21 protein-coding genes are annotated in these 26,006 nt (G+C 41.4%); 5 read left to right on the top strand and 16 right to left on the bottom strand.

Translation table 11 applies throughout. From position 1 onward, the window contains the following. Positions 1–455 precede the first annotated feature (455 nt). Positions 456–1,586, top strand: a complete 1,131-nt coding sequence (locus FCN14_RS10700; RefSeq protein ID WP_138431271.1) for a DmpA family aminopeptidase — start codon at positions 456–458, stop codon at positions 1,584–1,586. A 45-nt stretch (positions 1,587–1,631) separates the two neighbouring features. Here FCN14_RS10700 and FCN14_RS10695 read toward each other — a convergent pair whose 3' ends face one another. The 8 genes from FCN14_RS10695 to FCN14_RS10660 all read right to left on the bottom strand — a co-directional run bounded on the left by FCN14_RS10695 (position 1,632) and on the right by FCN14_RS10660 (position 8,626). Then, positions 1,632–2,084, bottom strand: a complete 453-nt coding sequence (locus FCN14_RS10695) for a HesB/IscA family protein (protein WP_138431270.1) — start codon at positions 2,082–2,084, stop codon at positions 1,632–1,634. A 21-nt stretch (positions 2,085–2,105) separates the two neighbouring features. Next, complete coding sequence (locus FCN14_RS10690; protein ID WP_138431269.1) at positions 2,106–2,789, bottom strand: AlbA family DNA-binding domain-containing protein; 684 nt, start codon at positions 2,787–2,789, stop codon at positions 2,106–2,108. Positions 2,790–2,885: 96 nt separating this feature from the next. Continuing rightward, entirely contained in the window at positions 2,886–3,896 is a 1,011-nt protein-coding gene (locus tag FCN14_RS10685; protein WP_138431268.1) for an NAD(P)H-dependent glycerol-3-phosphate dehydrogenase, read from the bottom strand. 4 nt (positions 3,897–3,900) lie between these two features. Next, the gene (gene plsY / locus FCN14_RS10680; protein ID WP_138431267.1) at positions 3,901–4,605 is read right to left on the bottom strand and encodes a glycerol-3-phosphate 1-O-acyltransferase PlsY; all 705 of its coding nucleotides are present in this window, start codon (positions 4,603–4,605) and stop codon (positions 3,901–3,903) included. Between the two features lie 94 nt (positions 4,606–4,699). Further along, positions 4,700–5,578: a lipoyl synthase gene (lipA, locus tag FCN14_RS10675; RefSeq protein ID WP_138431266.1), complete on the bottom strand. Its 879-nt coding sequence runs from the start codon at positions 5,576–5,578 to the stop codon at positions 4,700–4,702. A gap of 15 nt (positions 5,579–5,593) precedes the next feature. Beyond that, entirely contained in the window at positions 5,594–6,358 is a 765-nt protein-coding gene (gene lipB / locus FCN14_RS10670) for a lipoyl(octanoyl) transferase LipB (RefSeq protein WP_138431265.1), read from the bottom strand. Positions 6,359–6,514: 156 nt separating this feature from the next. Beyond that, the gene (gene lpdA, locus FCN14_RS10665; RefSeq protein WP_138431264.1) at positions 6,515–7,921 is read right to left on the bottom strand and encodes a dihydrolipoyl dehydrogenase; all 1,407 of its coding nucleotides are present in this window, start codon (positions 7,919–7,921) and stop codon (positions 6,515–6,517) included. A gap of 201 nt (positions 7,922–8,122) precedes the next feature. After that, positions 8,123–8,626: a cupin domain-containing protein gene (locus FCN14_RS10660; protein ID WP_138431263.1), complete on the bottom strand. Its 504-nt coding sequence runs from the start codon at positions 8,624–8,626 to the stop codon at positions 8,123–8,125. A gap of 86 nt (positions 8,627–8,712) precedes the next feature. Here FCN14_RS10660 and FCN14_RS10655 point away from each other — a divergent pair, with 86 nt between their 5' ends. Further along, positions 8,713–9,498, top strand: coding sequence for a zinc metalloprotease (locus FCN14_RS10655; RefSeq protein WP_138431262.1), 786 nt, complete (start codon positions 8,713–8,715; stop codon positions 9,496–9,498). A 45-nt stretch (positions 9,499–9,543) separates the two neighbouring features. Then, the gene (locus tag FCN14_RS10650) at positions 9,544–10,320 is read left to right on the top strand and encodes a peptidase (RefSeq protein ID WP_138431261.1); all 777 of its coding nucleotides are present in this window, start codon (positions 9,544–9,546) and stop codon (positions 10,318–10,320) included. A 169-nt stretch (positions 10,321–10,489) separates the two neighbouring features. On the opposite strand, the gene FCN14_RS10645 is transcribed toward FCN14_RS10650, so the two are convergent. The 7 genes from FCN14_RS10645 to FCN14_RS10615 all read right to left on the bottom strand — a co-directional run bounded on the left by FCN14_RS10645 (position 10,490) and on the right by FCN14_RS10615 (position 20,783). Then, on the bottom strand, positions 10,490–12,109 hold the full coding sequence (locus FCN14_RS10645) for a peptide chain release factor 3 (protein WP_138431260.1): 1,620 nt from the start codon (positions 12,107–12,109) through the stop codon (positions 10,490–10,492). Positions 12,110–12,199: 90 nt separating this feature from the next. Next, positions 12,200–13,066, bottom strand: a complete 867-nt coding sequence (locus FCN14_RS10640; protein ID WP_138431259.1) for a DUF72 domain-containing protein — start codon at positions 13,064–13,066, stop codon at positions 12,200–12,202. Between the two features lie 130 nt (positions 13,067–13,196). Then, positions 13,197–15,044, bottom strand: a complete 1,848-nt coding sequence (locus FCN14_RS10635) for a M61 family metallopeptidase (protein ID WP_212747621.1) — start codon at positions 15,042–15,044, stop codon at positions 13,197–13,199. Between the two features lie 91 nt (positions 15,045–15,135). Beyond that, positions 15,136–17,583, bottom strand: a complete 2,448-nt coding sequence (locus FCN14_RS10630; protein WP_138431258.1) for an ABC transporter permease — start codon at positions 17,581–17,583, stop codon at positions 15,136–15,138. Between the two features lie 341 nt (positions 17,584–17,924). Beyond that, complete coding sequence (locus FCN14_RS10625; RefSeq protein WP_138431257.1) at positions 17,925–18,614, bottom strand: ABC transporter ATP-binding protein; 690 nt, start codon at positions 18,612–18,614, stop codon at positions 17,925–17,927. 125 nt (positions 18,615–18,739) lie between these two features. After that, positions 18,740–20,029: an efflux RND transporter periplasmic adaptor subunit gene (locus tag FCN14_RS10620; protein ID WP_212747620.1), complete on the bottom strand. Its 1,290-nt coding sequence runs from the start codon at positions 20,027–20,029 to the stop codon at positions 18,740–18,742. A gap of 349 nt (positions 20,030–20,378) precedes the next feature. Further along, positions 20,379–20,783 (bottom strand): hypothetical protein, encoded by a 405-nt coding sequence (locus tag FCN14_RS10615; RefSeq protein WP_138431256.1) that lies wholly within the window; start codon positions 20,781–20,783, stop codon positions 20,379–20,381. Between the two features lie 390 nt (positions 20,784–21,173). Here FCN14_RS10615 and FCN14_RS10610 point away from each other — a divergent pair, with 390 nt between their 5' ends. Next, positions 21,174–23,477, top strand: a complete 2,304-nt coding sequence (locus FCN14_RS10610; protein WP_138431255.1) for a glycosyltransferase — start codon at positions 21,174–21,176, stop codon at positions 23,475–23,477. A 201-nt stretch (positions 23,478–23,678) separates the two neighbouring features. On the opposite strand, the gene FCN14_RS10605 is transcribed toward FCN14_RS10610, so the two are convergent. Continuing rightward, positions 23,679–24,536, bottom strand: coding sequence for a transglutaminase family protein (locus FCN14_RS10605; RefSeq protein WP_138431254.1), 858 nt, complete (start codon positions 24,534–24,536; stop codon positions 23,679–23,681). 245 nt (positions 24,537–24,781) lie between these two features. Here FCN14_RS10605 and FCN14_RS10600 point away from each other — a divergent pair, with 245 nt between their 5' ends. Continuing rightward, entirely contained in the window at positions 24,782–26,005 is a 1,224-nt protein-coding gene (locus FCN14_RS10600) for an arginine deiminase (protein ID WP_138431253.1), read from the top strand. Position 26,006: the final 1 nt, after the last annotated feature.

Genomic DNA, 26,006 nt, shown 5'->3' with positions numbered 1-26,006 from the left:
CCCCCCCCCCCCCCCCCCCCCCCCCCCCCCCCCCCCCCCCCCCCCCCCCCCCCCCCCCCCCCCCCCCCCCCCCCCCCCCCCCCCCCCCCCCCCCCCCCCCCCCCCCCCCCCCCCCCCCCCCCCCCCCCGGCATCATGGCGGCCAAACAACTTAATAAAAAGATGTTGATATAGCACTCATCCACATGTCGAATCACCCTCCTTTCCTTGTCGGATTTTGAAGTCCTTTCTGTGTCTTTGTTGAATGGATGTGGCACTATTTTACCTTCAAAAGAGGATGAGTATGTCTGATCACAGATCGCTTTTCAGATAAAGATGAGTAATCATTCCGATTCCGATTTCTCCACCCTCCGTTATTAATCTCTTTATTGGGAACTAGTATAAAAAATTGATACTCTGATTATTTATAAGTACCACTGTAGGTATAATTGATCATACCAAAATATCATAAGAACTATGAAGAAGAACGTATTTGCCCTCCTGTTTCTGGTTTTAAGCTCAACAATTGTATCGGCGCAGGACCAGAACATACGACAATACGGTATCTCAATCGGGGTGCTGGAAGCCGGCCCACTCAACAGTATTACTGACGTAAATGGGGTCAAGGTGGGGCACAAAACTATTACTAGTGCAGAGCATATCCGTACTGGAGTTACGGCAATATTGCCTCATCCGGGAAATATTTTTCAACAGAAAGTGCCGGCTGCTGTTTATGTAGAAAACGGTTTCGGAAAGCTAGCGGGATCAACGCAAATTAAAGAGCTGGGAAATCTAGAAACGCCGATTATACTAACCAATACCCTCAGCGTTCCTATTGCCGCCGATGCCCTCATTGATTACACCTTCAGCTTTAAAGCTAATAACGGAGTGCGATCTGTCAATCCCATAGTGGGAGAAACTAATGACGGTTATCTTAATAATATTCGCGGTCGCCATATCTCTAAAAAGGATGTGCTTACCGCTATAAAAAAGGCTGATAGTGGGGTTGTTGAGCAAGGAAATGTAGGTGCCGGTAACGGAACGATAGCCTTTGGCTTTAAAGGCGGAATTGGGAGCTCTTCGCGCAAACTCCCTGAAAAGATGGGGGGATATTCTGTCGGTGTACTGGTTCAGACTAATTTTGGTGGAGTGCTACAAATTGCGGGAGTACCTGTAGGCAAAGAATTAAACAAATACTATCTGAGTGACCTTCTTAATAAATCGCCTGATGGTTCCTGTATGATTGTAATAGCTACCGATGCCCCTTTGGATGCCCGAAATCTCCAGCGGTTAGCAAAACGAGCAGTATTGGGACTGGCCAAAACCGGCGGCATAGCCTCTAATGGCAGCGGAGATTATATTATTGCCTTTTCAACAGCCAAAGAAAACCGTATTCCCTATCAGGTAAATAATGCCATTGAGCATAAAAAAACACTTAAAAATAGTGCTATGTCACCTTTATTTATGGCCGTAAATGAGGCCACTGAAGAAGCTATTATTAACTCACTATTTCATGCTCAAACCATGACTGGGCGTGACGGGCATACCATCAAAGAACTGCCGGTAGATTCTGTTCTTAAATTAATGGAGAAATATGGAAGGAAATAAAAGTGCTGGGATTTAGTGTATTATCCCCCCCTGATCGGTACAATACTAGGTCGCAAAAGAACTTCCGCAACCGCAGGTCTCAGAAGCATTGGGGTTATCAAAAGTAAAACCCCGTGCATCAAGACCATCGGGATAATCAACAGAAATACCTTTGAGATACATCATATGCTTTGGATCAACAACAATTTCTACGCCTTTACTCACCAGTACTTCATCATCATCTGATTTGTGATCAAAACCCAGTTTATAGCTAAGCCCTGAACAACCGCCGCCTTCTACTGCAACACGAAGCTTAAGATCATCTTCCAAACCCTCATCCCTTCGGATACTACGTACCTGTTCAGCAGCTCGCTCAGTCAATGATACCGGCGGACCCGAAAACTCCACATCATCAGGAGTAGGTAATCCTTGAATGCCCGTCTCGCCATTATCAGTACCGGCATCATCATCAACCAAATCTGCAATTACATCATCTAAATTATCTTCTTCAACAGGCATTACAATACTTATTTTTAAAAATTAGGTCTCGCAATTTTGTGAGTACGTAAAATAATCAACGTTATCTTTTCTGAACAGGTTCAGAATATCTGCTGTCACCAGATCCACAAGTGTACCAGAAGCTTTAGCTCTGGGCACATCAACCAACTGTGCAAATTTTTCAACAGTAATTTCGCCATACTCATTCAGATAACGGAATAGTTTCTGCTCTTTGGGGCCGTACTCAAAAGTAACCCCTTCATCAGAATTTCGCTTTTCGATAATTTTAATAAGCTCTTTGCTGGCCACCTTATTTTGATCATCTTCTCGCATAAATACGGTATCTTCCTCTTCGCCGTGAACAAATATAGGTTTTTTCACAGCCTCAGGCACTTTTATAACCAACAGGTCACGTTCACCAAAATGAACGATCTCAATTACAATATCCACCTCCGGCTTACAGAGTTCTTCAGTGGCTTTTTTCAGCAGATATTCCTGCTCCTGGTATCCCATTACGCCAACAAGCGACTTATCATCATCAACACCAATGAGTAAGGTACCCCCTTTGGTGTTCGCAAAAGCGGCAATTTCCCTAGCAATTTTGTATGCAGATGGGATAGTACGTTTAAATTCCAGATAGGTTCCTTCACCTGTCTGTGCTAAATTCTTGACATCCAGATAATCCATCTGTGACAGTGAAGCCATACTTCTATTTTCAGAATACATAGCCGCTCCGTTTTTGGGTTCACTTGCTAACGAAGATAAACACAAAATATTAAGTAATAATGAACAAACAGAAGATCATATCCCTTTAACTAACGACTAAATAACGATCTCTTCTTTGGGATTCCGGGTCATAAGGTCATAAAGCATATCTTTGGGATCTTCTTGTTCGAAAAGCACCCGGTGTACTGCTGCCGTAATGGGCATTTCAACATTCAGTTTCTTACTCCAATCTAACACAGATCTGGTTGTTTTCACTCCCTCTGCAACCATATTCATAGTATCGATAACTTCGTCAAGGCTTTTTCCCTGACCGATATTATATCCTACGAAACGATTTCTGCTGTGTTCACTAGTACATGTTACGACCAAGTCCCCCATCCCCGACAAACCGGCAAATGTATCTTGTGAAGCACCCAGCTTCATACCCAGTCGTTTCATCTCGTGTAGCCCGCGTGTAATAAGGGCTGCTGTTGCATTATCTCCTAGCTCGGCGCCATCAACAATGCCAGCGGCAATAGCCATTATATTTTTTACAGCTGCCCCAATCTCCACACCAATAATATCATAGTTCAGGTAAACTCGAAACATCGGGGTTAAAAAGGTCTCCTGAATAATTTCAGCCGTACGTTTGGAGTAAGAGCTGGCGACTACCGTTGTGGGTTTAAACTTACTAACCTCTTCGGCGTGGCTGGGACCTGATATTACTCCAATATGATCATCGATTATCTTCTCTTCCAAGACCTCGCATAATACCTGCGACATCGTCATAAACGTATCCTTTTCAATACCTTTAGCTACACTGACGATGGTTTCATCCCCGCTGAGATATGGTTTTATATTCGTGGCAATCTCACGCATAGTGTGCGAGGGCGTAGCGAAGACCACCATTTCCGGATCGTCAAAGCATTCTTCGGGATCAGTAGAAGATTCTACCGCATCCGGCAAGGTAACATCAGAGATATAGGCCGGGTTACGGTGCTGGTTGTTAATGCCAAATGCCACTTCCGACTCTCGGGCCCATAGTTGTACCTTATTTCCTGCACGGGCCAACACAACAGAAAGGGCCGTACCAAAACTACCAGCCCCAATAATAGTTATCTTTTTCACAATATTAGCTACCGGATTGAGGTTTTTCTTCTTTGTTCAACCATCCTACCGCCGGTTTAAAGGAACTAACCTGGTTCTCTGTTCCATTTAATAACCGTTTAATATTACCCCGGTGTTTTACAATGATTCCGAGGCCGGCAAGGGCACCAAAAATTAAAATACTTCCATCAAGTTGCCAGCCAAAACCGTAACGAAGCATTACAAGTACCAACGGATATACAAAAGCAGCTACCAACGATGCCAGCGAAACATACCGGCTGGCTAACATCACAACGGTAAATACCGCGGCTGCAATTCCGACCGAGATCGGCTCAATTCCACACAACATTCCTGCTGCCGTAGCCATCCCTTTTCCTCCGTCAAAATTAGCATATAAGGGGAACATATGGCCAATAATGGCTGCTATCCCACAAGTGATACTTAGAAAAGGATCTACACTCCAATACTCAAAAAGAGCTACAGGGCCGGACGCGATATGATAGGCAAGCTGACTTATCCAGAGTGAACTGGCAAACCCTTTGAAAAAATCGATCGCAAGAACGGTTACGCCTGAGGGCCACCCCAACAAGCGAAAAGTGTTGGTGGCACCGGCATTACCACTACCGTGATTTCGAATATCTACACCCTTAACAAGTTTTCCAACCCATATTGAAGATGGGATTGAACCAACTAAATAACTGAACAGTAGAACAACACCAAGTGCTAGCATATAAAGTGATTAATTGAAAGGTAACTGAACCCTGCAAATATATAGGATCAGAATTAAATCTCGACCGAAATTTCAGAGAACTTTTTCAAGTTAACTAAACGTGCTCTTCGGCATGGTATGAAGATCGAACCAGCGGCCCGCTTTCTACATGTCCAATTCCCAATTCTTCTCCAATCTCTTTGTATTCTGCAAACTGGTCGGGATGGACCCACTCCTCTACCGGTTGGTGCATCTTGGTTGGTTGCATATATTGGCCAATTGTCAACACATCCACATCGTGGTCTACACAATCTTGCATCAATTCAATAACCTGTTCGCGCTTTTCACCAAAACCAACCATGATGCCGGTCTTCGATTTAATACCCTGATCTTTCACGCGTTGCAACAGTTCCAGGGAACGCTCATAGGTAGCCTGTGGACGAATAGTTCGATACAACTCCGGTACCGTCTCCAGGTTATGGCTCAATACATCGGGAGGAGTATCAATAACAATTTGCAGAGCATCCCACTCGCCTCTGAAATCGGGAATTAATGATTCGATAGTAACACCGTCAATAGCTTCCCGAAGCTGTTTATGAGTCTCTGCAAAAATAGGTGCTCCCCCATCTTTACGTTCATCGCGGTTCACCGAGGTCAATACTACATGCTTGAGTCCCATCTTGACTGCTGCATCAGTTACGCGCCGCGGCTCATCCCAGTCTAGCCCTTGAACGGGTCGACCTGTTTTTACCGCACAGAAGGAACAGGAGCGCGTACAAACATCTCCAAGAATCATAAAGGTGGCAGTACCACGTCCCCAGCATTCACCCATATTAGGGCAACGGGCCTCTGAACAAACGGTATTCAGCGAATGTTTCTGGATCGTTTGAGAGACCTCCTTAAACTTTTCGCCGGAGGGCAACTTTACGCGCAACCAATCGGGGCGGCGCTGGGTAGTCTCTTTATTGTCAACAACATTAAGTTCTTTGATCATGGTGCTAGTATAATATTAATGGGGTGCAGCTTTTGTAGCAGATGGCTTAAGATACGAAAATTGATCGTCCAGTTCAGGCAGGGAATCTACGGCTTTGATCTCGATATCGAAGACCTCCTGGAAATGTTTTTTGATATGTTCTTTAACTTCTTCTTCGTCAACGCTGTGCCCCAGTAGCTCTTGCAAACTTGTCACTTCCTTATCAGTAATACCACAGGGCACAATATGATTAAAATAGTCGAGATCAACATTCACATTAAATGCGAAACCGTGCATGGTAACCCAACGTGAACAGCGTATCCCCATAGCACAAATCTTTTGGTCTCCGACCCAAACACCGGTAAGCCCATCAATACGTCCAGCTTCCACATCATATTCGGCACAAGTTCGGATAATAATTTCTTCCAGACAGCGTAAATACTTATGGATATCGGTAAAATGGCGATCCATATCAAAAATGGGATAGCCCACAATTTGACCGGGTCCGTGATAGGTGATATCGCCCCCTCTATCTATTTCGATAAATTCGGCATCAATATCATTTAGCTCTGCCATACCTTTCAGCATATTAGCTTTATTCCCGCTCTTGCCCAGCGTATATACATGGGGATGTTCTACAAAAAGCAGTACATCATTACTTTCTTCACCGGGTTTATACAACTTCTGCTTTTTGCGGCGCTTCAGCTTCTCACCCACCAAGCGCTGCTGAATAGCAGTCTGCAGCTCCCATACAGGTTGATAGGAAGCGTGACCCAGATCGTAAAACTCAACAGTATTCATAACTACTGAATTAGGAATTAAAAATTGAGCATTAGGACTGAAAGATGTTCAATAGTACCTTTTCAGCTCCTAACACTCCATTCCTAATTTTTTGATTTTCTGTTTTCACCTTTCAGTATTTAACGCATACTCCGTAAAAGGAATTCATATCATTTTTTAGCTACCCAAATGAACGCCTTCTCCATACGCTTCGGCAACGGCTTCCATAACCGCTTCAGACATTGTCGGATGCGGGTGTACAGCGCTAATAATTTCGTGCCCAGTTGTTTCCAGATCACGCGCTACAACTGCTTCTGCAATCAGTTCAGTAACATGCGAACCAATCATATGGCATCCGAGCCATTCACCGTACTTTTCATCAAAGACAACCTTTACAAAACCTTCTTCATGGCCCAAACCGGTTGCTTTACCGCTGGCAGAGAATGGGAACTTCCCAACTTTAACATCATATCCTTCTTCTTTGGCCTGCTCTTCGGTATAGCCAACAGAAGCGATCTGTGGCTCACAATAAGTACAGCCTGGGATATTATTATAGTCGATAGGTAGAGGATCTTCACCAGCCAACTTTTCAACACAAACAATACCTTCGTGAGAAGCTTTATGTGCCAACCAAGGACCACCGGCAACATCACCTATCGCATAAATACCCTCAACGCTAGTCTGGTAAGTTTCTTTGTCAACTTCTATTGCTCCGCGATCATATTTTACGCCGATATCATCGAGCCCGATACCTTCTACGTTACCGGCAACACCGACAGCAGAAAGCACAACATCGGCTTCAACAAGCTCTTCATCGTCGCCGGTTTTGATGGTAACCTTAACGCCATCACCATTTTCTTCAACCTTCTCAACGGTACTTCCTGTGCGCACATCCATGCCTTTTTTCTTATAGATCTTGCCAAGCTCTTTTCCTATATCTTTATCCTCTACAGGAACAAGAGAATCTTGAAGCTCAACAATAGTTACATCAGTTCCAATGGTATTATAGAAATAAGCAAATTCGACTCCGATAGCTCCGGCTCCAATAACAACCATCTTTTCCGGCTGCTCTTCAAGCTGCATCGCTTTTTCAGAATCAATAACCATTTCGCCATCAATTGGGATATTAGGTAGCTCGCGCGGAGAAGCACCCGTAGCAATAATAAAATTATCGGCCTTGATCTCTTCTTGAGTCTCATCATTTTCATCTACAACCTTCAGAAGATCTTTAGAATCGAAGACTCCTTTTCCTTCAAAAACCTTGATCTTGTTGGCCTTCATCAAAAACTGAACGCCTTTGCTCATCTTGTTGGCAACATTACGGCTGCGGTCAACCATGCCGCCGAAATCTGCAGAAAAGCCTTCTACATTAACTCCGTAATCCTCGGCATGCTCAATACTTTCATATACTTCTGCAGAACGGAGCAACGCCTTCGTTGGAATACATCCTATATTCAGGCAGACACCGCCGAGATGACGCTTTTCAATAATTGCAGTTTTGAAACCTAGTTGGGAAGCGCGAATCGCAGCCACATATCCACCGGGGCCGGATCCAATCACGCAGACATCAAATTCTTTTGCCATGGGACTAAATTTAATTTATTAATTGAATAAACAGTTGAATGATTGATCCTAAACAATAATAGCTAGATATATCACAATGAACTTAGCATACCAACAGTTCATTAAATCAATCATTCAGCCATTTTTAAAAGCGCTCTAATTTAAGAATTATAGACGAGAGATATAAGGATAGGTTCTTTAAAAAATATTGCCTGCCATAACCTACTCTTTTGACTCATAAAAAGGGTCAAATAATATCTTTTGGGCCAGATCCTGGTGCTGTCCAGCCAACTCACTAGGGGCTATCATCTCAAAATTCTCAAATTCAAATGCAGGCGATACAGTACAGCCCAATAGGGAAAAGGTGCCAATACCATATGCACGCTGCCAGCATGAAGCCGGCACTAACCTCTGGAATGTAGTAGCCTCAGAAATAGCGTTCCCCATCTTGTGGCGCTTAAACTTTCCTTGCTCATCAATTATTTCGAGCACAAGATCATCTCCTTCATAAAAATGCCACAACTCATCCGAACTAACCCGGTGCCAATTGGTACATACTTTTGAAGGAAGTAGAAAATAGATAGCTGTACCGGCACTACGCATTTCATCTCCCGCTCCCTTTACCTTATTCTTACTGCGATAGGTCTCTCTGTAATATCCACCTTCGGGATGAGGCTTGAGCTCTAATGCATCTACGATCTCATCTACCGTTTTATCAGTTTTCATAGGCAATCTGCATGGAACTTTTTTACGTATTTACAGTTAGAACATGATAAGCAACAAGATAATGCAACTAAAGGCATAATATAGTTATGAAATCCTTTCATTACTATCTGCTGAGCATACTACTACTTTTATTAACTTCTTTTGGCCTGCAGTCTTGCCTAGACTCTACTGGGCCTGAGCAAAAAGAACCTAAAGAAACGTATTCCCATACCCTTAACCCTGGTGTGGCAGCTAATGATTTCCTAGCCGACTCAAACTACACCGATCTGGTTGTTGAGATTGATTATATGCCTGGTTATGCACCTAACGAGCGTGCCCTTGACAGCCTTAAGGCATTCTTTCAACAGCGCACACAAAAGCATTCTATTACTATCAAAAAACCGACTGAGATTAGTTCCGGCGGACAAAATCAATACAGTGCCAATGAAATACGAAACCTGGAGTCTGAACAACGTTCTACCTTTACAAAAGAGGATACCTTGGCGGCATATTTTGTTATCCTTGATGGGAAGTATTCCGAAAAAGATATACTCGGACTGGCTTATTACAATACATCAAACGCCTTCTTCGGCCCTTCCTATGATGATGCAAGCAGTGGAACAGGATCGCCTTCGCGTTTCCAGATAGAAGCATTATCATTTCGCCATGAATTTGGACATCTCTTCGGACTTGTTGATGTTCCAAACTCCGGAACGGAAATGCAAACTCCTCATAAAGATCCGGATCACGGAAACCATTGTGATAACGATCAGTGTTTAATGTACTACGCCACCGAAACAACCGACCTGGTAGAGAACACATTTAGTGACGAAGAGATACCGCCCCTCGATGATAACTGCATTGCCGATCTTCAGGCAAACGGTGGCAAATAACCAACTCAAATCATCATTTAACAAATTGTAATATTGATACCCATTATGAAACTCTTTAAGAGACTCACTTTAGTTGTCGTAACTCTCTCACTGAGTATTATCACCCTCAGCTGTAGCGATTCTTCAACCGGTAGCGATCTTGGAAATGATCCCATGGAATTCAACAGCAAGGCGGCACCGGGTGATTCTGCTCGCTCATTTTTGACGGCTAACCAATATACCTCTATAGAAGTAGAAATTGACTATATGCCGGGCCACGAACCCACACAAGAAGGACTTAACAGTCTCCAAACATTTTTGGAAGAACGACTTAATAAACAATCCATCTCTTTAACCAATCAAACTCAGATATCTTCCGGTGATCAAAGCTCGTATTCTATTAATGATATCCGAGCACTGGAAGAAGAGCACCGTGATAACTTCACCAAAGCATCCGGCAATACACTCCATGTCTACTTTTTAGTTTTGGATGGTGAATACGAACAGCCAAACGTACTGGGTGTGGCCTACTGGAATACATCAGTAGCATTTATGGGTAAAAGAATGGAAGATATCAGCGGTGAACCCCCTGTATCCCCCAGCGAAGAAAAGATTGAAAGCACAGTTTTCCGCCACGAATTCGGGCATAATATGGGCCTGGTTGATATTGGAAGCCCTATGCAAACGGATCATAAAACGAGTGGAAGTGCTCACTGTACAACTGACGGCTGCCTGATGGAACCTTCGGTCCGCACTACTGATTTCTTTTCAAACTTTAGCGGTAGTATTCCCCCTCTTGATGATTTATGTATCGACGACCTACAGGCCAATGGAGGAAAATAGATAGAGGAGTTTAATTCAGGAATTGGACTTGTATTCCCAGTTCCTGAATTTCTTTTCCATATCCATTTTTTCCTAGCTTTAACTATGTTATGAGAAGATAAAAATAACCGCCTCTTTGACAATCCTATGTCAAGCTATTAAAAGAATGTTATTTTTCCGTAACTTTGGTTTACGTATTTTGCTTGAACTTGAACAGGTTTTCAGGTCCTACCTTCTGCTCGGCCTGGGAAAGGGCATAGCCGCTGTCAAAAAGAACAATCGGATGGTTTTCCATATCCTTTGTAACATGGGTAGAATAGCTTCCCTCCAATGTATCTATCACTTCTGGATCGCCACTTAACCAACGCGCCGCATGATAGGACACCGCACTCATATGTAGCTCAGTATTATATTCGGTTTCCATTCGATGCTCAACTACCTCAAACTGCAAGGCCCCTACAGTTCCAAGCAACAATTCATTTCCAACACCATTGGGTACCTCAAATACGTGTACCACACCTTCTTCAGCCAATTGCTTAAGTCCTTCGCGTAACTGTTTACGCTTAAAGGGATCCTTGGTTGAAACCTTCATAAAGTGTTCAGGCGTAAAGAGAGGAATAACATCAAACTCTACTGGATCATCACTGTATATAGTCGTTCCGATACGAAATGAACCGGGATTAAACAACGACACGACATCTCCGGGATAGGCTTCTTCAAGAATATGTCGTTCGTCGCCCATCAGGGTGTGGGGTGTCGACATTTTTACGTTTTTCCCCGTGTTACTTTCTGTAACCTGGATGCCTCGCTCAAACTTCCCGGATGTAATACGAATAAAGGCCGCACAGTCGCGATGGTCGGGATTCATATTGGCCTGCATCTTAAATACGAAACCAGAAAACCCCCTCCCAAGATCACGGTCTTCATCATTTTTATCGTGGTATTTCTGCGGCGGGTTGGCAAGATCTGCGAAATAGTTAAGAAAAACATCCACCCCAAAGTTATTGAGAGCCGAACCAAAAAATACCGGGGTGGCTTTCCCGTTTAGGAATGCCTCATCATCCATCATTTCCATCATATCTTCTGTCAACATCACTTCTTCCCGGAACTTCTCCATGTCGTGATCAGAAAGACGTGCCTGCTCAAGGCCTTCTTCTAAATCATAGACCTCTGTTTCTGCCTTTTTAGCTCCGTGATCTTCTTTTTTCTGCAGATGAAGCTTTTTACCAATAAGATCATATATCCCTTGAAAATCTTTCCCATATCCCAGCGGCCAAGAAGCGGGTACTGGATCTATACCAAGCTGGTTTTCAATATTACTAATAACTTCCAATGGCTCTAAACCGGGTCGATCACACTTGTTCACAAAGGTAATAATGGGAATCTCCCGCATCTTACAAACTTCAAATAGTTTTTCAGTCTGTTCCTCAACCCCTTTGGCGACATCAATAACCATGAGTGCGGTATCTGCAGCTACCAGGGTGCGCAGGGTATCCTCGGAAAAATCTTTGTGGCCTGGGGTATCCAGCAGATTAAACTTGATATTATCTTTTTCAAAGCGCAGCACCGATGAGGTTACAGAGATACCACGCTCTTTCTCAATTGCCATCCAATCGGAGGCTGCATAACGGTTGGCCTTACGCTGACGAATAGACCCCGCCTCGTGAATGGCTCCTCCATAAAGAAGTAACTTTTCGGTAAGGGTTGTCTTACCGGCATCGGGGTGCGAGATAATCGCGAAGGTACGGCGACGCTTTGCCTCTTCTATAATTTCTTGCTGTTTTTCTGTTAGCGTATCGGACTCGGGCATTTGTTATCAATTTCTGGATTCTTAAAAGCCCGTAAATATACGAATAATTAGTGCCTTTATCACCTTCTCAATATTAGAAGAGAACATAACCTAAAACAGATCCAGCTGTTTATCTTGCCGATCTATCGGCCAGGCGGGCATCGGATCAATATCAATAAGGTCTGAAAGTAGCTGATGAAATAGCTTGGCGATAGATGGCTGACTTACTTTATCCGGAGAATGTGTAAACACATATGGATGTAATCCCTCTTTAATCCAGTCGGCCACCACAATTGCCCATTCTTTGAGATACGATTTATTGGCAATGGGGTCATTACTTCCCACAAAACGTACAACAGGCCGCGAGGCTGTATTAACAAACCGTACCGGCACCTCAGGCTTTTTCTTTTGGCATTCTAATATCGATGTCTCATTCGAATGCATTTCATGCAGTTTACGCGTATCAAAAATCACACGATCGATGCTGTAGGTTTTTAGCAATCGGTTAAGACGGTGTTCCTCACGCCCGTGGTCGAAAAATTCTGGGTGACGAACTTCAACTGCGTAGCTGTAGACACTGGGTAGTATTTTCAGCAACTGTTCGAGATGGGAAAATTGCTGCGGTGAAAACTGTGGAGGGAGCTGAATAAAAAAAGGCCCCAAGCGATCAGCAATAGGATCAAATGTTTCTAAAAAACGTTTAACATCCCCCTCTACATCTTGCAGCTGTTTGTTATGGGTAATAGAACGATGAAATTTAAAACAGAACTTAAAAGCATCCGGAGTTTCACGCTTCCATTTCTTAATCATTTCTTTCGATGGGATATTATAGAAACTGGTATTACCCTCAACAGCATTAAAGACGGAAGCATACTGTTTAAGATAATCTCCCTGCCGGGCATCATCGGTAAAGAAATTGCCCACCCAATCGCGCAGGCTCCAAACGGTACACCCGAGATGGTATTTCTTTATATTCATATCACCAATCGTTCATTGTGGACAGGTCTTGTCCACCTATTTTATGGATGTTTATTTGTTTCGAATTTAGTTTGCCGAAAACTAGGTTCCAAATAGATTTACAATTGTTCACCCTTAGGTAAAATCCCGCCTATTTTACTTTACTCCCCAGCCACGACTCACGAAACGCTTTCTGTTCGTTTGATAATTCTTTTCCTACCTGCTCATAGGGAAATAACTCCAACTCAGGGTTTTCGGCCAATACAATATCTGCATCATATTCCTGACCTACCGAACGATAAGCAATTGAGAGTTTTTCGCCAGGCTCATGGGATTGTAACATACGGTTCATATCCCTGGCATTCTTAATTTCGCTACCATTCACAGAAAGTATCTGATCGTTAACATCCAAACCCGCATTATACAGAGGACTACCAACACGAGTATTTCCGGAAATAGTAGCCACACCATCAGCGTAATCGATAGTTGCACCAAAGCTAATTGCCACCTCACCGGGATGCGCTTTTTGTAGTACAAAACCTGCCTTATCAAAAAGTGGAGCTAACGCTACTTGTCTTCCATCACGGATATGCTGACCAAAGAAATCCTTTGCAAATGCACTACTGTCGGTAACTTCAGCCAAGGTCTGTTGCAAATTATCAATGGTATATGGTTTTTCTGTTTTACCAAATCGTTTCCAAACTGCACGCATATAGTCATCCAGGTTAACATCTTCAAATTCCGAGCGCAGTGTTAAATCAAGCCCTAACCCAATAACAGCTCCCCAGGAGTAATACGAGATAAAGGTGTTAACTTTGTTCTGAGCATCTACAGATGTTGCGGCATCTACAAAGGGAGCCTGCATACTCATCTCAATAGGGTTATAATAGCTATTACCAGGCGAGTTAAGTACGTAATTCAGCGTACCGGCCCAATCGGAGGCGTATTTTTCATTTGAAATAAGCCCGGTCCTCCGGATAGTCAAATCGTCATAATAGCTCGTAAAACCTTCGGCAAACCAAAGAGCCCCCGACATATTAGCTTCCATAAAATTGAAGGGCTCCAGAGTATTTGGACGCAACCGTTCCACATTCCAGCTGTGAAAAAATTCATGCGACAGGGTATACAGGTTTCTCAATGCGTTGTCACCTTCCAAAGAACGCCGACTTGTTAATACGGTAGAATTACGGTGCTCCATTCCATCCCCAAATACATACGGCAAATAATCAGCTATAAAAGTGTAACGGTCATAATCAAAATCTGCGGGCTCCTCATATATGGCAACCTGTTCAGCTACAACCTTCTTAGCCATATCAGTATATCGATTAACTTGTTCCCTAGTACCATTGTGATGAATGGCCAGCTGTATCTTTTGACCGCTCGTGTCCTGTGGGGCCTCCCACTCCGTCATCATAAAGTTGCTGAGCTCTGTAGGGCTATCTAAAAAGTAGTCATAGTTTGGCGCAATAAACCTATACTCACCTTCAGCAGCCTTAAGTTGGGTCGCAACTTTCCACTCTGATTTTTGAGGTGGATGAAAATTGACCGTAATGGGAGCATTTGGCAATGATCGTACGAAGGCAAAGGTAGCGGGCATATTCAGATGAGCATGCTGTTCATTAATCCCGGTATATGTTCCATCTGCGTGGCGTCCATAAAGCGTATAGTTAAAAGTAAGGGTGCCATCATGGCCGCTTACTTTCCAGTTGTGTAAATCCGGACGAGATACCTCAAGAGTATCTCCCTGACCATCTACCGCTGTTACAGAATATACATTTTTAGCAAATTCGTGAAGAGCATATCTCCCCGGAGAAGTACGACTCATTGAAACTGTCACTGGCCCGGGCAACAAATTTTCCAACGTTAGTGATATCTTGGCCTCATGATGTTCAGCATTATCAAAATGCACATCATACGTTATATTAGGATTTTGTTCCTCCTTTGGTATACATCCAACTGATAACATCAGAGTACAAACAGCTACAATAGTTTTCTTCATGGAAATCTGGAATCTATCATTTTAATTGACTCTATGTCCCTAGATAAGACTTTTTAGAGTTTTTTCCACACAGATACCTACCAACACGTTTCTACTCTTGATAAATACTGTCTACGGGATTGATAAGAGCAGCCCGTATCGATTGGTAGCTTACTGTAAGTATACAGATAAGTAAACTGACAATACCCACCGCGAGAAAGACGGGAAGAATATCCCACCCCAAAGAGATATGAGAAGGAAAATTTTGTAGCCATTGGCTGGCAAAGTAATAGCTAACAGGCCAGGCTATAACATTCGATACAATAATAAGCTTCACATAGTCTTTAGTGAGAAGAGTCACAATATTAGGTACCGTCGCCCCCAGTGCTTTCCTGATGCCGATCTCCCTAGTTCGCAACGAGGTCGTAAATGAAGCCAATCCAAACAACCCCAAACAAGCTACAAAAATACAGAGTATAGAAAATATACCGGCCACCGTGCCCATTTTTTTCTCTGAGGAATAGACTTTCTCAAGTTCTTCATTATGGAACGTATAAGTAAAAGGGTCAATATGATTCACCTCTTTCCATACCTTTCGGATGTGCTCTAATCCCTCTTGCACCCTGTTAGCAGCCAAACGAACCGATGCAAACTCAATTCTCACAACGCGAGCTCTCTCCTTTTGTACAACATTTATAACAAGTGGAGAAATCTCCTTTTTAATAGAGGTATAATGAAAATCTTCTACCACGCCTATCACTTTATAAGATTCTCTTTTGTCCCCTGATTTTTTATAATAAAACATTTTACCAATAGCTTCCTCTGCGTTATCAACCTGCAACTGTTTTAGCATAGCCTCATTGATAATAATTGCCTGATCAGGATCGGTGGGATGATCCTTGGAAAAAGCCCGTCCTGCAACCACATCAATATCGTAAGAGTCAATAAAGTCATGGGTTACATGAAGTACCATATTAGTTGGAGGAGCGTCAGGTACATTAGCAGGGGTGAACTTTGTGAATGTTTGTCGGTCAGATCCCAGAACCTTGCTCATGCCTGTAACATTTTTTACTGCCGCACTTTTTAGTGCTTTCTCCTTAAATTCCGGAAATTCCCAGGCAATAAGAGTTTGTGTAATAGGCATTACCATTACCTGCTCTTCATCAAAACCCAACTTTTTATCCTGCATATGCTGGAGTTGTAGATAAACAATTGCCGTCCCAATAATCAGCATTACAGAAAGGGTAAACTGGAATACGACCAGCCCTTTTCGAAACAGTTTACCGCCCCCCTTCTTGCTATTTCCTCCTTTCAAGATAGCTGTAGGCGTAAACCCTGATAAGTAAAGCGCTGGATACATCCCAGAAAACAACATTACCAAAACGAACAGCCCTACTAATGACAAAACAAATGAACCGCCTCCCATTAAACCAACATTAAACTGTTTGCCCACAAAATCACTAAACCACGGTAGACTCCCATACGTTACCCCAATAGCTGCTAAGAAACCCAAGAATGTCATTATAGATGACTCTCCCATAAACTGATAGAATAATTGTCTCCTACTCGCCCCTAAAACTTTTCGCATCCCTACTTCACGGGCCCGCTCAGTAGAACGTGCAGTACTAAGGTTGGTAAAATTGATACATGCGATCAACAATATTAGCAATGCAACAGCCGAAAAAAGGTAGATATGAAATATAGACCCATTGGGTTCCATCTCCATATCAAGGTCAGAATACAAATGAATATCGGTTAATGATTGTAGATCCAGCGATATTTTCTCCCCCTCTTCACGATTGGCATAATTCTTTTCCACAAAGTCGGGAAATTGTTGCTTTAACGATTTTGCGGAAGCTCCTTCGTCCAATAATATATAGGTCCAACAGGGGTTCCAGTACCACCTTTTTGTAAACGAGTTTGTTCCGAATAGTTGTTTAAAGCTGTTAAATGAAAGCAGCATATCAACATTAAAATGGGAGTTTTCCGGCATGTTTTTAAGTACTCCCGTCACTGTAATAGTTTCGGACCCTTTAAAACTAAGCTGTTTACCGATAGGATTTGTATCTCCGAAAATCCGATTAGCTTGTTTCTCGGTAATAACGACCGACATCGGTTCGTCAAGAACTTCTTCGGGATCTCCAAGTGCTAACTCAGCAGTAAAAACATCAAAAAATGTGGAATCCACCACATAAAAATCATCTACCCTGAATGACTCCTTATTCTCTAAATTAATGATAGTACGCACCTCTTCCTGCATATCAAAGAAGCGCACTGTCTTTTCTATCTGTTCCGGATAATCATTTTTTAGAGTTGGTCCCACCGGAAAGGGAGTACTGGCCCCTACCTCTTCTTTAGATGAGGTTACTGTTTTTTGGGTAACTCGATATATACGATCAGCTTTTTCATGAAACTGATCATAACTAAGCTCGTTCAGCACAAAAGTGGCAATCAGCAAACAACAAGTAATGCCGATAGCCAAACCCAAAATATTTATAACAGCAAAACTAGATTTTTTTTTGAGGTTACGAAATGCAACCTTCAGATAATTCTTAATCATTATTTAATTATTAATAACCCTAAAAAGCTTGATGATTTATATATGATAAGAGTATCAAGGATGCCTAATGTTACAGCATTACCTAAATATTAATTTATTTTAATATTTAGGTAATTAAACCCCACCCGTTTCGCAAGTTATCACTGGATGAAACTACAATGACAATACTGGGCGAATCTAATGCTATTTAAATTAACGACATTTAAATAGGGTAAAACAGATCAGCTGACTGTTCTAATAAGAATATGAGTACCAACACTACAGCCGCCATGATAGTGTACTGGTATATGGTATAGGTAAAGAAATGTTATGGCCATTATTCAATTCCTGTTCAAAAAAACTTATACATGGAAGCTTTCTTGCATACCCTCGGTGACAATATGACCATCAAAAAGATTAATTACCCTTTCTGCATAATCGGCATCGTGCGGTGAGTGGGTCACCATCACGATAGTAGTACCCTGATCATGCAGCTCAGCCAATACTTTCATCACTTCATCTCCATGATCTGAATCCAGATTTCCAGTAGGCTCATCAGCTAATATGAGATCTGCATCAGCAACTACAGCTCGAGCAATGGCAACTCGCTGTTGCTGCCCGCCTGATAGTTGTTGAGGAAAATGATCTCGACGATGCATCATACTCATACGTTCTAACGCTTCCTCCGCCTTTTCTTTACGCTTATCACTTGAAACCCCTAAATACAACAGTGGGAGCTCTACATTTTCAAAAACACTAAGCTCATCAATGAGGTTAAAGCTCTGGAATACGAACCCGATATTGCCCTTTCGTAATCGAGCTCGTTCCCGCTCCGATTTACCTGCGACATTCTGTCCCATAAAATGGTACTCTCCTGAAGTAGGATTGTCGAGCAATCCAAGGATATTTAGCAATGTAGATTTTCCACATCCCGAAGGCCCCATAACTGCACAAAACTCTCCCTCATCTATTTCCAGAGTTACATTATTTAGTGCAGTCGTTTCTACCTTTTCGGTCGTATAAATCTTTTTAAGGTTTTTTGTCTTAATCATCTCAATGTGTTTTAGTATGATGAATTTTAAAAGTATATCAAGATATTTGAATTTCCTTGATACCCTGAAATATTCAGATATTCTCTTCTTTTGTAGAAGATTTAAATTAACAACTATATTCTATTTTAGTCTAAATGCAATACTTCATTATCACCGAAGGTACTGTAACCAGAAACTATTATCTGATCGCCTGGTTCTAATCCCGATAATATCTCAAAATACTTGGGGTTTTGTCGGCCTATCTGGATATCTTGCTTTTCGGCTCGTTCCCCCTTGTCTTTAATTCGATAAACCCAGTCTCCCCCTGTATGCTGATAAAACTCTCCTCGCTCTACCAACAGGGCCTTTGAAGGATCACTGATCTCTAATCGAATTCGCAATGTCTGTCCACGAGTCAACCCTTCCGGGGCCTCCCCAACAAATTCCATATCCACTTTAAACTGCCCGTTTTCCACAACAGGATAGACCTTTGTAATCTTCAGTTCATAAGTACCCCCACTAAAATCGAAGGTTCCCTGTAAACCTTTCGTAATACGCGATAAATAAAACTCATCAACATCCACGCGAACCTTGTAATTATCCAAAATATCAATCTGCCCAATACGCTCCCCAGTCGTTATCGATTGGCCGGGATTTAACTCTATAGTCGAAAGCTGACCTGATATAGGAGCTGTTACTATCAACCGATCCAAAATTTTTTGCACAGCTGTTAAACTGCGCCACATTCTATCCAACGATTGATCTATTTGTTGAAGCTGTTGAGTCGACTGCAAAGAATCTTGTCTGAATGATTCATAAATAAGTTTATACCGTTTTTTCTGATATTCGTAATTCTCCTTCGTTTCCAAAAAATCTTGTTCGGCCAATAATTCTTTAGCTATTAAACTCTTCTGACGTTCATACTTTGATTTTGCTATCTCCAGCCTGTTCTCTGCATTTGCCAATCGTTCTTTAAGACTCAGAGTATTCTGTTCAATATTAAGCCTTGAATTTCTAGTCTGATTAATTTGATCATAGATAGCTGAACTCTGTTGAAGTACGCGCAACCTAAGATCTGAGTTAGAAAGCGTAATAATAGTATCTCCCTTTTCCACCAATGCTCCTGACTCCTGATATATATTTTTTATTACTCCCCCTTCAATAGCATCCAGGTAAATAGTTTGTATCGGCTGTACGGTACCTGTCACACGAATAAAATCCTGAAATGAACCTTTATGTACCGAACGTACGGTTATTTTTTCTCGATCAACATTGAGTGTGGAACGGCTATCCATGAAAGCAAAACTATATACAAACAGTGCTAACATAGTTATACCACTCACAATGACAGCAATACGTTTAGGAGACCATTTTTTCTTTTCAATTTCTCTATCCATCCCCGAACTGGAAATGCGATCGGTTGACTCTTTAGACATTAATAGATACTCATTTTCGTTAAACTGATCGGTTCTTCTATTATTGTACAAATAGATTATTATGCCAATTTAAAAAAATATATATCACTACCAATCACGACTTCTACTTAATACTTAAAAATGTAGAGAACCCTGTAATACAGGTTTGTAATAGCAACTGCACTTCATCTATAATTTCTGTGACACTATTTATATTCATGAAAAAATACAGCCTGCCACTTCATTTCTATAAATAACTCACAAATTAGATTAGTATAACAAATTGGCCATTCAGCTCACTTACTACTTCATACATGAACACCAATTATAACCCTATAATTTTTCATTAACCATCAATAACAGGGTAAGGCTACATTCCTAAAATCGTATCAATTCTTTTTTTCAAAAGGCTTTTATAGTTTACTTTTTCGTGATTCGGAATAGTAAAGTGATAATCAGGATTATCTATTATTACCTTTGTCTTGTTCTCTTGCAGACTTTCTATAGTAACACTTGCTTTATCCTTTGGTACATTCCGATCTCTTAATGTTGCCGCTTTACTAAATACTATAATAACCTTTTTATCACTGACATTATTCACCGAATCAATACTTAAAGAATAACTCTTAATAGCTTGTTCAACAACATTGCCCATCTTGTTATAGCTTTTGTTATAAACAACTCCTGAACTTCCCAGGTTACCCATTGAACTACATGCGCTTAAAAAGATGATCGTCAGTACCGCCACCCAACCCAACTTGTTAATAGAACTCATAAATTTCTTTATTAGCTTATATTTTCGTTATCGCATTTATTGTTAGATCAGACATACTCATATAATATTCCATTAATACTACTTTCTTTTTTTGAGCAGAATGAATAAATGCATTTAAAAAAGAAAGTCAACAATTAAAAAACACAATGCAATATTGTTAATTGGATCTAATACTCATATAAATCTTCAATAACAATAGCTTACTTTGAAAATGTTGCTTACAAAGCAACTAGTAAATAAATAACTCTCTGCAAATTTGAAAATAGAACAATTCCAGTATGGATTTTATAAATTTAATATAAGCATATAAACGAATCTAATTATTTTCGCCTTTTAAACTACACCTCGTATATTTCGGTGAACTAATTAATTATTCGTGGACGTAAACCTATGCCTAACAAACCGCTTCTTTCGGTAGCTATTGTTGTTCATAACCAACGGGATGTTGTTGAAGCAACCCTAACATCGCTATATGAGCTCAATACGATCCCCTTTGAGCTTTTTTTGATTGATGATGGTTCTACTGATGGAAGTAAGAATGCAATTGAATCGTTGTTAGACTTTCATCAACATGAACAAACATTTTACTATCCTCACCCAAAACCGACAGGTCGCGGCAACTCATTAAACGAAGCGATATTACAATGTAATGCTCCGCTTTTCTGGGCGCCCGAAACTATTGATAGTATTGACGAGGAACAGCTTAACCAACGTCTACGTCAACTCCTTAACTCTGACAGTACTGCCCTTACCCAGGGTTATAATTTACCATCAACCCACCAGCAGTGGGCTAATCTTGTTCTGGAAAATAACTGGCCCCTTGATGGCGATTTTATCTGGAATCTGGCGTCAATCCCTCCGGCTAACCACTTTTTTAATCCCTACCTGCAGCATTACCACAGTTTAGAGCTAGCTGCCCGACTTGGGGATATTTCCACATTAACATCAGCCGTTGACTGGCATACACCCAGCAGTTTCATTGATCGGCCAAATAATGAAACATACAGCAAGCAGGAACTGCTGATAACAATAATGCGACAAGCCGATATTTCAGGTGAAGAGCGAAATAAGCTTTTGAATAAGCTAGGCACCCTGGGTGGCGACCCAGGCATGCCTCCTACCAAAAAATTTGATAATGAACTATTGGCTGAAGCGCTCCAAATGAAAAAGGATGGACGCTTTAATTCAGCCTTAGAACTCATTGAAAGGGTTCTTGAAAATGAACCCAGCAAGAAAGAAGCCCAACAGCTTAAAATCGAGATCCTCGAAAAAAAACGACGTTTTGTCGAAGCTTCTGAACTTAAACATGAAGTTAATAAATCTCATCAAGTTGAAGAACCACAACCTTCAGCCAAAGAGGGATCTACAAAAAAAGAAAATGTCGAAAAAGATAAAGATATTGAGCTAAGCTTAATAATCCCCACTACCACCCATGGCAAACCGGCCCTGGAACATTGCCTATTATCGGTCTCTGAACAGTGCAACACTTCAGGACTCGAACTTATAGTTGTTGATAATGCCAGCCTTGATGATACCCATGATTATCTTGATGAACTAAAGGAAAAAGAGTTTCTGAACTGTAAAGTTATCACCAATAATAAAAATGCAGGATTTGCCGCATCTGTAAATCAGGGCTTCGAAAAAGCAACTGGCAAATATGCCTGTATCATTCATAACGATGTTGAATTTACTAGTGATGCCCTTTCCCAGCTAAAAAAGCTTATGGATGCTCATCCTGAGTTTGCAATACTTGGTCCTAGCACTAACAAAACACTGAATCCCGACCAGGCTGAACGGAATGTTGAAGACTCAGACCCAAAGCTAATTCGCGCCGAATACCTCGATAGCTTCTGTATGATGGTCCGAATGGACGCAAAACTAGAAATGGATGAGCAGTTCCAACTGGCCTTTTTTGAAGACATCGACCTCTGCTTTCAAGCCCGCAAAAATGGAAACAAAATAGGCATTGCACCCCACGTTAATGTGCAACACCACTTTGGTACTACTACGTTTTCACTTGACTTAGACACCGAAAGCGAACAGTATTGGCGAAATGTCTCTTATTTTAATGAAAAATGGGACGTAGAAGTCTTTTCAAAAGAAGAATTGAAATCACTCAGTACTTTTGATCAGTTATTGGCACTCGACAATCTCGTCAACCCGCTTTTCCCTGAAAAAGAAATTAAAAAACAGTTCAAAGAACTTTTCACTGATGAATTGAAGACAGAGATCCTCAAAGCTAGCCACGACGCAGAAACGCTCTGCAAGCTAGTCCATCTTTTTATGGTAATGGATGAACGTGAAATTATGAGGCGACTAGAAGATCGGCTTGATGACATTGAATTACCGGCATCATTAATTTACCAGCTGGTCCGTTTTTATTACAACCGCAACATCTACTCTCGTTGCATGCACTATTTGGACCAACTAAAACCGCAAAATGAATCGTTACGAGCTGACCTTTACCGCCTGGCCATAAAAGTAGAAAATAAGGATCTCGATCAGGCCATCCCGCTCCTTAAAGAGCTTATGGAACATACGCCTGCTAATCCGATGCTTTATAAACTGGCTGGTGATATTCACAAGTTTAGCGGCAACAAAGATGAAGCCAACTCTTTTTATGACCTGGCCGAACAGATTAATCCCTTTGAGTATACGAATGAAGAAAAAGATGCCTTTGGGTTTACACTATAAACGTACCACCTTTTGCTATATATCTATCATCTCTTGTAAATATTGTCGCCCATACATATCCTCTTTAAAGGCATTACTATAAAAAAAGAAAGGCCCTGCCGATCAAAGCAGAGCCTCCTTATTCATCAAGAGAGACGTCATTTAAGACGCGCTATAAAATGGTTATAAAGTTCTTAACTTCAAAATATCTGAATATCAGTGCTATTGACGGACCAATGTTTCAACGGTATTAAGTAATTTTTTAAGGCTTTCAACTATATCCAACTTGTCCAGCTTTTCATAACTGTTTATTAAATTACGAATGCATCGAGCCAGAATTTCCGTTTCATCAGCGGTTTCAAAGTGTGTGCTTTGCGGCTCAACTCCATTCTGCTTCAAAAAGTAGTAGCATTGATTATAGTTCACCAACTTCCCATGATCAAAAGGATCGATCATGACCTCCTCAACCTCACCTTTATATTTCAGCATAAAATGGATAGGCATATTCACCCCATGAAACGGGAGGTTTAGACGTCGCCCCAAAAATAACACAATCAATGCCAGTGAGATAGGTAGCCCTTCGCGACGATCAATTACGCGATGAAGAAATGAGTTTTCCGGGTTATAATAATCAGTAGTACTCCCCGTAAATCCAAGATCAGTAAAAACAAAATCGAGTACGGCATGCATCTTTTGACTGTCATCAAGCGAGTACCGAACCTCATCACCGATCATCTGCGAAAAACGATCCAGCTTATGTTTATACTCACTCTCTCGCAATGTAGGATTTTCGAATCGGGATAAAATAAAAACCGCATCTTCAAGCTGTTTCAGATTATTAACACCCCCTTCTAATACATCTAAAAAGTCTTCTTCAACACTGCTATAGGTAATCCACTGAATAATTTCCCGTATAAGCTCACGATCTTCTTCATTTTCCACCTCACTTTTGTGTTGGTCTAAAAGCGGTACTGCTTGCTCACCGAGCTCATAAAGTCGATTTTTTACCTCTGTATGGATATAAGGATCCGGATCATCTAACAGATAAACCAGAGATTCTATTTCTGATTTTGAAGACATTTTAACACCAGTTCATAAAGTTCATCAGTTCTATGCTTGCACTTCTTAACAGCTTTGAAACAAAAAACGTGCGGAAAAAATATAGACAATTTTTTACAGATTATTCCACTAAATGAGGATTTAAAAATTGCTTATTCAAAGCGTATATTAGAGGACTGCATTCGCTGATATTTTATTCCAGCTAACACCCAATGCTGACCTCCATTATTATTGTTATCGGCTCATTTTAAAATCTATTAAGTTTTATGCCTCTTTCTATTACCTCCGAAACAAATCGGTTACAAAGTGTAGTTGTTCATACCCCGGGAACTGAAGTATCTCTGGTAAATCCCGAACTTAAAGACGAATTGCTGTTCGATGATATTATATTTGAAGAAGATGCCCGAAAAGAGCACCTCGATATGCTAAAAGTCTTTAAAGCAGCAATGCCAGATGATGGAAAAATTTATGAAATTACTGACCTTTTCCTGGAATGTTTCCAAAAAGAGAATGCCCGCCGCTTTTGCATTGAAAGCATGATTAAAGAATTAAAACAGGAAAATCTTCATACCATTGAAGAAGATCTGCTACAGCTTGACCCCGAAGAGCTGTTACAATTTTTTGTTGAGGGTACCACCTCATCAATTCCAGGATTTACAATGCATCCCACCCCAAATATGCTATTTACACGCGACCTTGCCGTAGTTGTTAATGACAGCATCCTTTTATCGCGGCCGGCAAAACAAGCACGCTTCAGAGAATCTATTCTGACCGAAACGATGGTGCGTTTTCACCCACTATTTGAGCAATTCCAAGACCAAATCATCAAAATTTCGGATCAAGAGTCTATTGAGGGCGGTGATGTACTGGTCGCATCTGATAAGGTTGTGCTTATCGGGATGAGTGAGCGTACTTCATTCAGTGGATTAATGACAGCAACAGAGCGACTTTTAAATCATGGGGTAGAACACGTGCTGGCTGTTGACATCCCCAAAAAACGCTCTTCGATGCATCTTGATACCATCTTTACATTTGCCAGTGAAAATGAATGTGTGGCTTTTCCCCCTGCGATTAATGAACGGAAGAACAACATTGTAGCGTTACACTCCCAAAATGGATCTGTTATCGCCCAATCAATGCCTTCATTAAAGATTGCATTAGAAGAACTTATAGGACATGACTTTACGTTTATAAAATGCGGAGGGGAACAAAGAACAAATCAGTTTCGTGAACAATGGACCGACGGCGCTAACGTTTTTGCACTAGCCCCGGGCACTATTGTAGGTTACGAACGAAACACCAATACATTTCGCGAGTTACAAAAGCACGGCTATGAACTAATGAATCAATATGAATTTATTGAAGAGTTTGAAAATACCTCATTCGATCCTTCAGAACATAAAATTGCAATCAGCTTTTTAGGTCATGAACTCTGCCGGGGACGCGGCGGTGCCCGGTGTATGACAATGCCTATTGCAAGAGCAACATAAA

The organism is Fodinibius saliphilus, from assembly GCF_005869845.1.
In the GTDB taxonomy this organism is placed as follows: Bacteria; Bacteroidota; Rhodothermia; order Balneolales; family Balneolaceae; genus Fodinibius; species Fodinibius saliphilus.
Note: the sequence above shows the minus strand (reverse complement) of the source record. Positions and strands in the feature narration are given on the sequence as shown.

What these genes read in the sequence shown, in the direction of transcription:
- FCN14_RS10600 (WP_138431253.1), top strand. Translation starts at nt 24,782, where the DNA reads ATGCCTCTTTCTATTACCTCCGAAACAAATCGGTTACAAAGTGTAGTT.
- FCN14_RS10700 (WP_138431271.1), top strand. Translation starts at nt 456, where the DNA reads ATGAAGAAGAACGTATTTGCCCTCCTGTTTCTGGTTTTAAGCTCAACA.
- FCN14_RS10620 (WP_212747620.1), bottom strand. Translation starts at nt 20,029, where the DNA reads ATGTCTAAAGAGTCAACCGATCGCATTTCCAGTTCGGGGATGGATAGA.
- FCN14_RS10610 (WP_138431255.1), top strand. Translation starts at nt 21,174, where the DNA reads ATGCCTAACAAACCGCTTCTTTCGGTAGCTATTGTTGTTCATAACCAA.
- FCN14_RS10635 (WP_212747621.1), bottom strand. Translation starts at nt 15,044, where the DNA reads ATGAAGAAAACTATTGTAGCTGTTTGTACTCTGATGTTATCAGTTGGA.
- lipA (WP_138431266.1), bottom strand. Translation starts at nt 5,578, where the DNA reads ATGATCAAAGAACTTAATGTTGTTGACAATAAAGAGACTACCCAGCGC.
- FCN14_RS10645 (WP_138431260.1), bottom strand. Translation starts at nt 12,109, where the DNA reads ATGCCCGAGTCCGATACGCTAACAGAAAAACAGCAAGAAATTATAGAA.
- lipB (WP_138431265.1), bottom strand. Translation starts at nt 6,358, where the DNA reads ATGAATACTGTTGAGTTTTACGATCTGGGTCACGCTTCCTATCAACCT.
- FCN14_RS10660 (WP_138431263.1), bottom strand. Translation starts at nt 8,626, where the DNA reads ATGAAAACTGATAAAACGGTAGATGAGATCGTAGATGCATTAGAGCTC.
- FCN14_RS10615 (WP_138431256.1), bottom strand. Translation starts at nt 20,783, where the DNA reads ATGAGTTCTATTAACAAGTTGGGTTGGGTGGCGGTACTGACGATCATC.
- FCN14_RS10630 (WP_138431258.1), bottom strand. Translation starts at nt 17,583, where the DNA reads ATGATTAAGAATTATCTGAAGGTTGCATTTCGTAACCTCAAAAAAAAA.
- FCN14_RS10625 (WP_138431257.1), bottom strand. Translation starts at nt 18,614, where the DNA reads ATGATTAAGACAAAAAACCTTAAAAAGATTTATACGACCGAAAAGGTA.
- lpdA (WP_138431264.1), bottom strand. Translation starts at nt 7,921, where the DNA reads ATGGCAAAAGAATTTGATGTCTGCGTGATTGGATCCGGCCCCGGTGGA.
- FCN14_RS10650 (WP_138431261.1), top strand. Translation starts at nt 9,544, where the DNA reads ATGAAACTCTTTAAGAGACTCACTTTAGTTGTCGTAACTCTCTCACTG.
- FCN14_RS10655 (WP_138431262.1), top strand. Translation starts at nt 8,713, where the DNA reads ATGAAATCCTTTCATTACTATCTGCTGAGCATACTACTACTTTTATTA.
- FCN14_RS10640 (WP_138431259.1), bottom strand. Translation starts at nt 13,066, where the DNA reads ATGAATATAAAGAAATACCATCTCGGGTGTACCGTTTGGAGCCTGCGC.
- FCN14_RS10690 (WP_138431269.1), bottom strand. Translation starts at nt 2,789, where the DNA reads ATGTATTCTGAAAATAGAAGTATGGCTTCACTGTCACAGATGGATTAT.
- plsY (WP_138431267.1), bottom strand. Translation starts at nt 4,605, where the DNA reads ATGCTAGCACTTGGTGTTGTTCTACTGTTCAGTTATTTAGTTGGTTCA.
- FCN14_RS10605 (WP_138431254.1), bottom strand. Translation starts at nt 24,536, where the DNA reads ATGTCTTCAAAATCAGAAATAGAATCTCTGGTTTATCTGTTAGATGAT.
- FCN14_RS10695 (WP_138431270.1), bottom strand. Translation starts at nt 2,084, where the DNA reads ATGCCTGTTGAAGAAGATAATTTAGATGATGTAATTGCAGATTTGGTT.